Origin of the sequence: Priestia megaterium (assembly GCF_046599315.1) — a bacterium.
GTDB lineage: Bacteria > Bacillota > Bacilli > Bacillales > Bacillaceae_H > Priestia > Priestia megaterium_F.
In genome coordinates this window covers 196035-208688 of the sequence record NZ_JBKIKC010000008.1, presented here as the reverse complement: position 1 = coordinate 208688, position 12654 = coordinate 196035, and the positions used below count along the sequence as shown (strand labels likewise).

At 35.6% G+C, this 12654-nt stretch carries 10 protein-coding genes and 2 pseudogenes; 10 read left to right on the top strand and 2 right to left on the bottom strand.

The annotated features are described in order from the left end of the window. A pseudogene (locus tag ACLHDF_RS21590) lies at window positions 1-333 on the bottom strand (hypothetical protein); the annotation flags it as partial. 320 nt (window positions 334-653) lie between these two features. On the opposite strand from ACLHDF_RS21590, the gene ACLHDF_RS21585 reads away from it, so the two are divergent. Then, window positions 654-797: a hypothetical protein gene (locus tag ACLHDF_RS21585; protein ID WP_413920672.1), complete on the top strand. Its 144-nt coding sequence runs from the start codon at window positions 654-656 to the stop codon at window positions 795-797. A 536-nt stretch (window positions 798-1333) separates the two neighbouring features. Here ACLHDF_RS21585 and ACLHDF_RS21580 read toward each other — a convergent pair. Continuing rightward, the gene (locus ACLHDF_RS21580) at window positions 1334-2797 is read right to left on the bottom strand and encodes a hypothetical protein (protein ID WP_413920671.1); all 1464 of its coding nucleotides are present in this window, start codon (window positions 2795-2797) and stop codon (window positions 1334-1336) included. Window positions 2798-3134: 337 nt separating this feature from the next. On the opposite strand from ACLHDF_RS21580, the gene ACLHDF_RS21575 reads away from it, so the two are divergent. The 9 genes and pseudogenes from ACLHDF_RS21575 (at window position 3135) to ACLHDF_RS21535 (ending at window position 12569) form a co-directional block, all read left to right on the top strand. After that, window positions 3135-4016, top strand: a complete 882-nt coding sequence (locus ACLHDF_RS21575) for an HAD family hydrolase (protein WP_413920670.1) — start codon at window positions 3135-3137, stop codon at window positions 4014-4016. Window positions 4017-4530: 514 nt separating this feature from the next. Beyond that, window positions 4531-5355 carry a pyruvate, water dikinase regulatory protein gene (locus ACLHDF_RS21570; protein WP_413920669.1) on the top strand — a complete coding sequence of 275 codons (825 nt, stop codon included), beginning with the start codon at window positions 4531-4533 and terminating at the stop codon, window positions 5353-5355. A 120-nt stretch (window positions 5356-5475) separates the two neighbouring features. Next, window positions 5476-6978, top strand: coding sequence for a malate:quinone oxidoreductase (locus ACLHDF_RS21565; protein ID WP_413920668.1), 1503 nt, complete (start codon window positions 5476-5478; stop codon window positions 6976-6978). Between the two features lie 257 nt (window positions 6979-7235). Continuing rightward, window positions 7236-7892 carry a 2OG-Fe(II) oxygenase gene (locus ACLHDF_RS21560; RefSeq protein ID WP_413920667.1) on the top strand — a complete coding sequence of 219 codons (657 nt, stop codon included), beginning with the start codon at window positions 7236-7238 and terminating at the stop codon, window positions 7890-7892. Window positions 7893-8314: 422 nt separating this feature from the next. Further along, window positions 8315-9139: a thermonuclease family protein gene (locus ACLHDF_RS21555; protein ID WP_413920666.1), complete on the top strand. Its 825-nt coding sequence runs from the start codon at window positions 8315-8317 to the stop codon at window positions 9137-9139. Window positions 9140-9508: 369 nt separating this feature from the next. Next, window positions 9509-10063, top strand: a complete 555-nt coding sequence (locus tag ACLHDF_RS21550) for an N-acetyltransferase family protein (RefSeq protein WP_413920665.1) — start codon at window positions 9509-9511, stop codon at window positions 10061-10063. A gap of 197 nt (window positions 10064-10260) precedes the next feature. Next, a complete protein-coding gene (locus ACLHDF_RS21545) occupies window positions 10261-10821 on the top strand; it encodes a hypothetical protein (RefSeq protein ID WP_413920664.1) in 561 nt (186 codons plus the stop codon). Window positions 10822-11030: 209 nt separating this feature from the next. Then, window positions 11031-11843 (top strand): annotated as a pseudogene (locus tag ACLHDF_RS21540) (YitT family protein); the annotation flags it as partial. A 312-nt stretch (window positions 11844-12155) separates the two neighbouring features. Then, a complete protein-coding gene (locus ACLHDF_RS21535; protein WP_413920663.1) occupies window positions 12156-12569 on the top strand; it encodes a DUF4395 domain-containing protein in 414 nt (137 codons plus the stop codon). The last annotated feature ends 85 nt before the right edge of the window (window positions 12570-12654 follow it).

Sequence of the window (12654 nt, the reverse complement as noted above, 5' to 3'; positions counted from 1 at the left end):
TTTGCCGCTGCGAGAATAGGAAATTAATTCTGTCTCTGCTAATACTATATTATTGTTGCGAACTGTTCGAACCGTACAATTCAAAGCGGCTGCAATCTCTTTTTCAGAAACATCACAAATAATACCTCTTTCATCAACGTGAAGGAAGTGATAAAAAATTAATTGTGAAATTTGAGATTTAGATAAACGGTGGTGTTCCGCCACCGTTTTGATTGTGGGGTTCCCATGATCGTCTAGGTCCATGTGATCTTCAATATCTTTATATTTTTCTACGGTGCTAGACAATTGGCGAATAATTTGTTTTCCAATTTTCGCAAATTCTTTTTTTATCATGAGAATCCCTCCAATCTATTTCAAATCAACATTAATTTATTAGGGTAAAATAACAAAGAATACCTTGTGAAAATTATATCAATAAGAAACAGAATCGCAAACGAACGAGTAGTACGCTAAAAACGGCAAAAGGTTCAAAGAATGCTGTCATATCAAGGGATTCAGCGTAGGGGTTTTTTAGTACGACAAAAACGGCAAAAGCAAGCAAGTACCGGTAGAACAGTGTTTGTTACGGTCACTAAAAATCAAAAAAAACTTTATGCATTTTAGTACGTAAAAAACGGCAAAATGTTGAGTATAGTACGAGAAAAATAGCAAAAGTGAAGAGTGGTACGCAGAAAACGGCAAAAGCTATCTCTGTTCACCTAGAAAAAGGTAAAAATACCACTTCTGTGTTCGCTGTAAATAACAGCGTGAATTTTATTGGTACGACAAAAACGGCAAAAGCTATTTTTAGTACGTAAAAAACGGCAAAAGAAGCAAAGTGGTACGTAAAAAACAGCAAAAGAAGCAAAGTGGTACGTCAAAAACAGCAAAAGATTTTGTTTGGTACGTCAAAAATGGCAAAACCTTTATATGTGTCGCGAAAAGAATAAAAAATGTGGTTTAAAAAGGCAATAATAAAGGGAAAAGCAAAGTTTAGTACGCAGAAAACGGCAAAAGTAGTGAAGGGGTACGTGAAAAACGGCAAAAGCTAGGGTGATTTTGTTTAAAAAAGGGCATAATTAACAATTAATAAGAAATAACTAGTAAATAAATTGTATTTAGTACGTAAAAAACGGCAAAAGAAGCAAAGTGGTACGTCAAAAACAGCAAAAGGCAGTAATTAGTACGCAGAAAACGGCAAAAGAAGCAAAGAAGTACGTAAAAAACGGCAAAAGCCTTTATTTAGTACGTTAAAAATGACAAAACTTCCAAACTATGAAATATAAATAGAGGTATATTTTGTCTTGTTAAGCTGAAAATGGCAAAACACCAAATAAAAAAGGAAGGGAATGATTTACCCTTCCAATGTTTCTCTGTGTTCTCCTCCAAAATAGTCTTGAATTTCATAATTTTGAAGAGGAATAAAAGAGATTTCAAACCCTTGAAGCTTTTGCTGATAATTTTGTATCAATACTTGGTTGCTAACAAACTCTGCTAAAGATTCATTAATTAATTTTAGATTTACATCAATTTTCTTTGAGCGAAAACGAACTTTTGAAGCAAAATATTGATACGGATAAAAATGAGTGTAAGATTTTTCTTGTAAATAACAATCTAATCGCTCTTTTTGAAATGCATAAAGCAGTAAAGAAGAAAGCGAGTTGTCTTTAAACTTTTTTATAACGTCACTGTAAATTTGGACAAACTGCTGATTTAAAAAGCCTTGATGCGTATCATCGCTAAATACAATCGTTGCATATCGTCTGCCCGTTACTTCATCAGTTTCAATTACAGCCTTTTGGAAGAAGTTGATCGCAAATTTTGTATCTCTGGAATTTTTCTTCTTCGCTACACCTTCTACGTGATATCTGGCAATTTTCATAATGCGGGCCTCAACCGCTTCATAGTTTTTTACACCTTTTGAATTATAAATTTCTTTAACGATATCTGCTAAATCAAGAGTCACCGTTTTTTCTTTATAAAACATCTCGTCACGCTGTGAAAGAGCAAACTGGATAATTTGAGAATCCTTTGGGTCTAAAACCATATTTCGTTTGGAAAGAACCGTTTGATTGTCATTAACAGGGATAATCGTGCGAATGAAATATTCTTCATCAACTTTATAGTCATTATATAAAACCACTTCTTGGGAGTTTGTTTTAACTTCCATATTGGTTTTAAGAGAATGACTTTCATTTGAGAATATAGGGGCTTCTACCCACGAATTCAATCGTTTATCAATCCAGTTACTCAAATTTCCATTGTATTTTTCTAATATGATTTCAGCAATTAAAAAAGTAAAGTCTGTGTGAAATGCTTTCTCTATTTGATAATTCATCTTTGAATCTAAATAAGGAAAATCGGTAATATTTGTTTTTTTACTTTTAGCCCATGCTTCTACTTCTTTTAACTTTATCTTTAGAATATCTTCAGGTTTTTCCACACCAAACAGCTTTTTTAAGTGTTCGGTATCCACTTTTTTATCCATCACTTTTTTGGCCAATTCAATGTCATCAAAAATAGGGTTAGGTTTTTCTGCCTTAATATCTTTTTTTAACGTTTGCAGCCAGTTTTTCTTATTCGATTGTCTTCTTTTATAGGCGGGATTTCTTATTTCCTTAGGATTTATTAATTTATTCTCTAGAACAAACGTATCTTGCAATATATTTAAAATGTAGTCTTCTATAAAATCTTTTTCATTCGAAAAAAACGAATGAGAATCATATAAAAAGTCTATGTACTTTGCTTTGATATTGTCATCGATCGCATCGCTGATTTGTTTAATAAGATAAGGAGAAAAATTGGATGGTTCGTTCATGTTGACCTCCTCTATATGTATTTAATCTGTAATAGTCTTATTATATCTTTTTTGAACGATACTCTAAAGGCTAAAAGGAAAATTCGTTTTCTTGCACGCTATTTTATACCAAATTGAACTAGTTGGCTATTAGTATATGAAAATAGATGAGACACTTACTGCGAATAAAAAATGTCTTCTTTATAACAGTTGTACTATCTAGGTACGTACTTTGGATGTAAAGAAAGTATTTATAGTAGTGTTATAAAAGAGAAAAGCAAAGTGCATTCATTGAGTTTAAAAATGGAAAAGTTTATACTTGCCAAGTACACTCTTTTTACAAATAGGAGGAATAAGTATGTTTATAAAACCTAAGGCAATTTTTTTAGATATGGATGGCACGATATTAAATCGCTTCAACAAAGTGAGTATGCAAACAAAGGAAATCATTGACGGTTTACGAAAACAGGGGATTTTTGTTTTTATCGCTACGGGGAGAGCGTTTGATGAAATAGAAGAGTTGGTTCCTGAAGGATTTCAAGTAGATGGATTTATCACATCAAATGGTATGGCAGGATATATAGGAAAAGAAGCAGTATTTCAGCATTCGCTTTCGCTTGAATTGGTGGAAACCATTATTGAAAAAGCAAGAGCGAACAAGGTATACTACGAGCTTTTTCCGTACGGCACACCTCGCGTGACATTAAAACAAGATCAGTCATATGTTGAAAATGAAATTAGAAATCCAAAGCCGGACAGTGTGGAAATTAACGAGTGGCTTTCCCGTAAACAAGCGATTAAAGAAGAAATTGACTGGAAAGATTCTGTAGAGGGAAGCGAATTTTCAAAGTTCTATTTTTTTGCAAGAACGCATGAGCATATCAATGACTGGAAAGAGGAGCTTGAAAAACTCAAGAAAGAAATAGATTTTACCACTTCTACCTCATCTAAACATAATGTCGAAGTGATGGTTGCAAACGTAAATAAAGCAACGGGAATTCAGCAAATGCTAAATTATTTTAATTTGCCTGAGCAAGACATTCTAGCTATTGGCGACAGCAACAATGATTTGCCAATGTTTCAGTTTGCTAGCTATGCTGTAGCGATGAAAAATGCGCCGGATCACATTAAAGAAATTGTGGATGACATAACCGAGTTTAACTGTGACGAAAACGGCGTTTACCATTATCTTTCTAAATTTTTATTGCAAAAATCTACTAGTAATACGTCCGCTTTATAAGAATTAATTGATGAATCGCTAAAGCATAAAGTAACGTTAAGAAATCACTATAACCAACTATTTAACACACCGTCTTTCAGGCGGTGTTTTTGGTATATTAAACTATTTATTTTTAGTAGTACTCTTAGCTCAAAAGAATAGAGTGTGCTTCTTCAAATCATGTTATAAACTACATAATTATCCGTTTATAAAGCCTCGCTTGGCAATGGTGAGTTCCACCATCTAAAAGCATAAATCCTTTTAACATCTAAACTTTTTCTTTCTTCAAACTTTTTATAAAATGCTGAGAAAAGGGATTGTATCTAAGTATATTTAATGCTAATATAACATTTAATGAAAATAGTATAACATATTTACTTTTATTTTATAATTAGTATGACATAAATATTAATTTTGATTGTTTTGTTGAAGTGTTCAAGGTGCCAGTCGATTCATTTGTATCATGTAAACTGCTAAATTATAGCTAAACAAAAAATACTAGCGTTATTAAAATTAAAGAATAGGAAGATTTAACATGAACAAAAGAAAAATTGTCTATATAGTTTCCGACTCAGTAGGGGAAACGGCTGAATTAATGGTAAGAGCCGTTTTAACTCAATTTATTGGAGAAGATATTGAAATTCAACATACTTCTTACGTAGAAGATGAAAAGAAGATTGATAGTATCATTACTGAAGCAAGGTGCAATGAGTCCATTATTGCGTATACCATTGTCATTCCATCTTTAAAACAGTATCTTGACCAAAAGGCGCAAGAAGAAGGAGTTGTAGCTATTGATTTAATGACTCCTCTTATGAGTGCCTTTAGCCAAACCTTTAATAAGGAACCGAATCTTCAACCGAGATTAACGAGAAAATTAGATGATAACTATTTTCGAAGAGTAGAGGCAGTTGAATTCGCTGTGAAATATGACGATGGACAAGACTTCAGAGGTATCAAGCGCGCCGATCTGGTGTTGATTGGTGTTTCGAGAACATCTAAGACGCCACTTTCTATGTATTTAGCTCATAAAAGCCTTAAAGTAGCAAATATACCGTTAGTTCCAGAAGTGACGCCTCCTGATGAACTTTTTGCCATTCCGAAAAATAAATGTATTGGTTTAGTTATCACACCGGATAAGCTTAATGAAATCCGAAAAGAACGATTAAAAAATTTAGGTTTAGCGTCTCAAGCCAATTATGCAAATGTAGATCGAATCCTTGAAGAGCTAGACTATGCTGAGAAAATTATGAAGCGCATTGGTTGTCCTATTGTTAACGTCTCAGGTAAAGCAGTTGAAGAAACCGCTGAAGTAATATTGAGCATGTTACAAAAGGACAAGATGAAAGGGCGTGTATAAAAACTCCCGTTACGTAAGACAGCTAACTTGTCAGACATACTTAATCTATAGAGAGTGGGATAGAATAGGCGTGTTGCCAAGGGGCGCTTTTTTAAAATATAAAAGATAAGGAAGATTGTGATGAGCAATGTATATAAAAAAACAGACGTTATCTTAATTGGGGCCGGAGTTATGAGCGCGACGTTGGGATCATTACTAAAAGAGTTAGTGCCGGAATGGGAAATCAAAGTATTTGAGAAACTCGCAGATGCAGGAGAAGAGAGCTCGAACGAATGGAATAACGCAGGGACGGGCCATGCAGCACTGTGCGAGTTGAACTATACATCTGAACAAGCCGACGGATCTATAGATATTACGAAAGCGGTCCGAATTAATGAACAGTTTCAGCTTTCAAGACAGTTTTGGTCGTATCTTGTAAGCAGTAATTTAATTCATAATCCCGGAGAGTTTATTATGCCCATCCCTCATATGAGTTTTGTACAAGGAGAAGAAAATGTATCCTTTCTAAAAAAACGTTTTGAAGCGCTATCAAATAATCCGTTGTTTCAAGGAATGGAGTATTCTGATAATCCTGAAAAGCTAACAGAATGGATGCCGCTTGTCATGAAAGGCCGTACATCCACTGAAGCTATTGCGGCAACCAAAATCGACTCAGGGACGGACGTGAACTTTGGGGCTTTAACTCGTATGTTGTTTACACACTTAAAGAGTAAAAACGTAGAAATGAACTACAACCACAGTGTTGAAAATCTGACACGTACTGCGGACGGCCTGTGGGAAGTAAAAGTACATGATATTTATAGCGGTAAACAGGAATACCATAAGGCGAAATTTATTTTTATCGGAGGAGGAGGCGGAAGCCTGTCTTTACTCCAAAAAACGGGTATTCCTGAGTCCAGACATATTGGAGGGTTCCCGGTAAGCGGATTATTTATGGTGTGCAATAATTCTGAAGTTATAGAGCAGCATCACGGGAAAGTATATGGAAAAGCGAAGGTTGGTGCTCCGCCAATGTCCGTTCCACACCTTGATACACGCTATATCGACCGCAAAAAAACACTGCTGTTTGGACCGTTTGCCGGCTTTTCACCAAAGTTTTTAAAGACGGGTTCAAATTTGGATTTAATTAATTCTGTAAAGCCAAATAATATTTTGACGATGTTAGCAGCAGGTGTCAAAGAGATGGGCTTAACAAAATACCTGATTCAGCAGGTGATGTTATCAAATGAAAAGCGTATGGAAGAACTTCGCGAGTTTATCCCAAACGCAAAAAGCGAAGAGTGGGATATCGTCGTCGCGGGTCAACGTGTACAAGTAATCAAAGATACGGAAGCCGGAGGTAAAGGAACCCTTCAATTTGGTACAGAAGTGGTGAGTTCAGCTGATGGTTCCGTCGCTGCCCTGCTCGGGGCTTCTCCAGGTGCTTCGACTGCCGTTTACGTCATGCTTGAAGTGTTAGAAAAATGTTTCCCGCAGCATATGAAAGAATGGGAACCAAAAATAAAAGAAATGATTCCTTCCTACGGTTTGTCACTGGTAGAAAATCCAGCGCTTTTCAACAAAATTCATGGTTCTACAGCACAGACGCTTGAACTAAATAAAAAAGAACTGGTGTACCGATGATTTTGGCTGCTCTTTCGCACGTATGCTTCAGATTAAAAAAAAGCTTTTGAGGTAGCTGTTATAGAGTGTTTAAAATACATGTAAATCCTATAAGAAAAAATTAAGGAGCTCCGTTATATTGCGGACTTCTTTTTATTTATTTATTTTTCTTACTAGCAGAATTTACTTAGCTTACATGATATAATTCTTATTAGTAAGCGTTTACATATAATGAAGTGAAGAATTGGAAAATAGCTATTTCGAGGAGCCGATAAAAGATGATTCTAACTAATACATCTTTAATAAACAAAGAACAAACGATTTTTAACCATTCAGGGAATAAAATTAAATTAGAAGACAGAGAGATTGATATTGTTGCTCGATTTGAAGAGCCTCTTGTTCTAGTTTTAGGAAATGTCCTAAGTAACGAAGAATGTAACGAAATTATACAGCTATCCAAAGATAAAATGCAGCGATCAAAAATTGGCGCTGCACGTGAAGTAAACAGTATTCGAACAAGCAGCGGCATGTTTTTTGAAGAAAGCGAAAACGAGCTTGTACATCGAATTGAAATGAGACTTTCTAAAATAATGGGACCGTCTATTGACTACGCTGAAGGCCTTCAAGTCTTAAAATACTTGCCTGATCAAGAATACAAAGCACATCACGATTATTTCGCTTCTGCAAGCAAAGCATCTAAAAATAACCGTATTAGTACATTAGTTATGTATTTGAATGATGTCGAAGAAGGGGGAGAAACTTATTTTCCTAAGCTGGGTCTTTCCGTATCTCCAATAAAAGGAATGGCCGTTTACTTTGAATATTTTTATACTGACGCTGAGCTTAACGACCGTACTCTTCACGGTGGAGCTCCTGTTATAAAGGGAGAAAAATGGGTGGCTACTCAGTGGATGCGCAAACAAAAAATTCGGTAGTAAAACAAAGACTTGAAGAACCCCTATTAGCTATTGTTAATCAAGCATTCTTATTTACGTTGCAAATAGCCCAATAATGTTAGCTAATCATTATATTAAAATATTCACACTTGTTCTATTTGTGCGGCTATTCCCTATTCTCATAAGCCGGTAGACGATAAATGTGTTTGTAGTGTAAAATATCCTCATGATTAAAAATTTGGATACATTAAAACGGAAAATGTGTTCATGAGATAGAGATAAAATAGAGGCTATTTAAAATAACGACTTTGAAACAGGTAATTAATTTTTATAACAGTTGCACGACAAAACTCGTGAAAGGTATTTTCACGAGTTTTTGTTTTTAGGTGATTTACACTATTTATAAAATCATTTGGCTTTTATATAGTAGATAGGGAATGTGTCAAAGGAGGACCTGGGTTTTGAAAGAAACAAAAACAATTATTTACATCATGCTCGCGATGTTTATGCTGCTTCTTACTGGATGCAGTGATGAGCAGGCAAGTCATTCAACCACATCTTCTACCGATACAAAACAAGCAGTTCAAGTAGAAGATTCATCAGATCAAGGAGACGATCATAGTCCTTCTAAAGCAAGTCGTGAAGATGTAGTGGGGGAAGCAGCTACGGTAGAAAGAGTAGTGGATGGTGATACGCTTAAAGTGAAAATGCTGAACGGAAAGACGGATCGCGTGCGACTACTTCTTGTCGATACCCCGGAGACAAAGCATCCCAAACTAGGCGTACAGCCCTTTGGTCCTGAAGCATCTGCTTACACGAAAAAAAGGCTAGAAGGACAGGAAATCACCCTTGAATTTGATGTGCAAGAGCGTGATCAATATGGACGCTTGCTTGCGTATGTATGGATAGACAATGAACTATATAATGAAGAGCTGCTAGCAAAAGGGCTAGCCCGCTTAGCGGTATTTCCTCCAAACACAAAGTACGTAGATGAATTTAAAAAAATACAGGAGCAGGCTCGAAAAAGCGAGAAAGGAATCTGGAGCATTGAAAACTATGCACAAGAAAAAGGGTATAATACGGATGCTGTAAAAAATCAGTCCTCTTCTAATCAAAAAGATACTCAGTCTGGAGAAAGCTGTGAAGGTAGAATAAAAGGAAATCAAAACTCTAAAATTTATCATGTGCCAACAGGGGCACACTACAATCAAACCATGAACAACGTCATTTGGTTCTGTACCGAAAAAGATGCACAAGAAGCTGGATACAGAAAAGCAAAGAACTAACAAAGAAATTCAGTAACTGCTGAGTTTCTTTTTTTGTGAGTTCAGTAAAGGTTTGTATAAGAGTGGCTAAATACCATCTAACAAGGAACGGCCGATCCGTATAAGAAGACGCAGGGGCCATATGAGCAGCTCAGGCACTTGAAAAAGGATTTCAGCTAAAACCCCCCGTCTGTTCATCGTAGTATCTTTCTGTTGACGGCGTTTTTTCATAGTCATCATCCATTCATTTGAAAATATATATTGATTATACAATAAAAGGAAGATTAGGAGTTAATTTTTTCTTTCTTTTCTTTTTCGTGTTAAAGTAGATAGGTAAGACGTTTTGCTACAAATAACGCAAGCGAAGAGAATAAAGGGAGTTTGAAAATCGTGAAAATAAGGAAAGCAAGAAAAGAAGATGCTTCTGCTGTAACGGAATTACTTTATGACATGCTTGGCAGTATTGCACGCTCTCATACGGCGGCTACAACGAACGAAGAAGCGCTTTTAAGACTTAAAGCGTTTATTCTGTCTGAGAAGAATCGCTATAGCTATCATCATATTACAGTCGCAGAAGTCGATGAGAAGGTAGTTGGACTCATACTTTGCTACGAAGGAAGTATGTTACAAACGCTCTATGAACCAGTTAAGCGTTTTGTACGTGCTAAACTTAATAATCCAGCGTGGGAAATTGATATAGAAACTGAACATGGAGATTATTATATTGACTCTCTATGTGTGGATGAAGCTTATCGCGGAAAAGGGATAGGGACAGCTCTTTTAAATGTAGCCAAGCAAGAAGCCAAAAAGCGTAAGATGTTTTTATCGTTAAACGTTGAATATAATAACGTAGAAGCTAAAAAATTGTATCAGCGTATAGGCTTTCAAGAGCATAAAACCATTTTTATTGATAAAAAACCATTTTTTTATATGAAGGCTGCCTGATCATCTTTACGGTAGTATTTTTTGTGATAAAATGGATATATAAGTAAAATAATAAGAACCAACAGCTCAGCACTTTTGCTGAGCTTTCCTGTAAATCGCGTAAACGTATCAAACTGGAAAGAATCCTACATCCAATGGACCATAAGCAAGCGGTCATGAAAGTATGTTTGCTGATGTGCCATATGAAAGGAGCGTGCATGAACATCAGAGATCTTCCGTTTAATATGAGTTATCGATTTAATGAGCAGCTTCGAGAAGTTCCGGTTAACCCACACCAAATGAAGCAGGGAATTATCTATTTAAAGAAACGAGCTCTTGACGAAGAGGATGAGTGTGCCGCTGCTCAAACATATGGACACATTGGCGTATACGAGCGCATACTTGGAGAATTAACGAGCAGTGAAAGACACTTGCAGCTGGCCATTTATCTATATGACCGACATGCTGATACAATAGGTGAATTTTTGAATACGATTCGACTTGGACATACATATCATTGGCAAGAACAGTGGGATAAAGCGAATGAAACGTTTCAGCTACTCATTGAACAATTAAAAGAAGATGAAGACCTTCACATATATGAAGACTTTGTCTATCAGCATTTTGGAAAATGTTTACTTGATCAGCGAGTTGTTTCCAAAGCCCATCACTATTTTCAGCGTGCATTAGAAATTCGATTAAAAAAAGGCGATAAAGAATTAATTGAGTCGACTAATTCCTGCATCCGTCTTTGTTTAAATAAATTAAAACATTCCTAGTATACATAAAAGATAATTGACTCAAAGCTTTGATTAAACATCATGCATAAACTTTCCGTTTGACAAACGTATGTGAACATACTATAGTCATACATGGCAATTTAAGAATACGTGATATAAAAACTAAACATAAGCGCCTCTTCTCTTTTAGAGAAGGGGCTTTTTTATGTGAATTTTTATGCCGAGGAGGGTTTCACCGATGAGTAAAAGATGTACTCTTTTTATTAATAGGTTCGTTTGTATTTTCACTTGCAGTTAACATGTTCGTCATTCCGATCGAATTGGGCGAAGGCGGCGTTACCGGTATCTCCATTATTTTATATTATACAACGCATCTTTCAACGGGCATCACTAACTTTATTCTAAACGGTATCTTGCTTATCGTAGAGTATAAATTCTTAGAGAAAAAAACCATTGTCTATACGATGATTACAATTATCGCTACATCTATTTTTCTTCACGTAACTGAAGGCTGGGGTCTTCATCTTCAAGAGGAGCTTATTGGCATGGTTTTCGCCGGCGTACTACTAGGCGTTGGAATTGGGATGATTTTGCGTGTTGTTGGAACAACAGCAGGTTCAGCCATTATTGCTCGAATTCTAAATAAGTTTTTAAACTGGAAAGTCAGCCACGCACTTTTAGCTGTTGATTTACTAGTGGTATTGGCTTCTTATTTTACTATTGGAATTGAAAAGTTACTATTCACGATTGTCATGCTGTACATTACAACAAAAGTAATTGACTTCGTTATTGAAGGATTTGATGCGAAAAAGGCCATTACCGTTATTTCAAGCAACCAAAACGAAGTAGCAGATCAAATTAATGAACAGCTTGATCTAGGGGTAACGATTCTAAATGGTCGAGGGAACTATACAAAAGAGTCAAAAGAGTTCTTGTATATTGTCATTAGCAAACAAGAGCTCATTAAGCTTAAAAAGCTAATTAAAAAAATTGATAATGAAGCATTTGTTATTGTGCACGATGTACGAGATGTAATTGGAAAAGGCTTTTTAAGCGCATAAAGATACGATTCTTGGCAATTTTTTCTGACGTTGGTGTTTTCTAAAAAAGTATGATATAAGTGTGTTTAAAGACAATTCAATATACGAAAGGAAGAACCCATATGCGTAATAAAAGGCATGTAAAGCGTCTTCTTCAACGTCGAATTCGTTCTTTACGATACGTTGTCTTTATTTTATTTGCGATACTGATTTTAAAGTACGTTAGTGAAATTATGTAGTTTTTTTATATGAGTCTTATCGCTCATTTGGAGTGTTTTTTCTTTTAAATTAGTAAACCAATTTGTATAATAGGTTTTAAAAAGGAGGAACTCCATGAGCATTCCAAAACCATTAGTTCAGCTTAATCAATTCTTTATCATTATAACGGTTTTGCTGGCCTTACTTGCGGCAAAGTGGCTTTTACTTTTGCCTTTTCTCGTTGGAGTAGTCACACTTGCAACAAAGCGTAATCCCATAATTATGGCAGGAAAAAAGCTTCTCAAAAAGCCCATTTCTTCTTATCAGATGGAAGACCGTGATCAGCAGTTTTTTAATCAATGGATTGCAACGATATGTATTGGGATTGCTTTCATTTCATTTTTACTTGGTTATACGTTTGTTGGCTATGTATTTAGTATAATGGTGATTCTTGCTGCGGGTGTAGCGCTGATGGGATATTGTATAGGCTGCACGATTCGTTATCGATATATGATGTGGAAATATAAAAGAAAAAAACACGCTGTATAAACAAAGCCTGAAGAGAGCTTTGTTTTTTTATGCTCATTTGTATGCGTTATCAATAAATTCGATTACCATAACGAGTGAAAGCGGG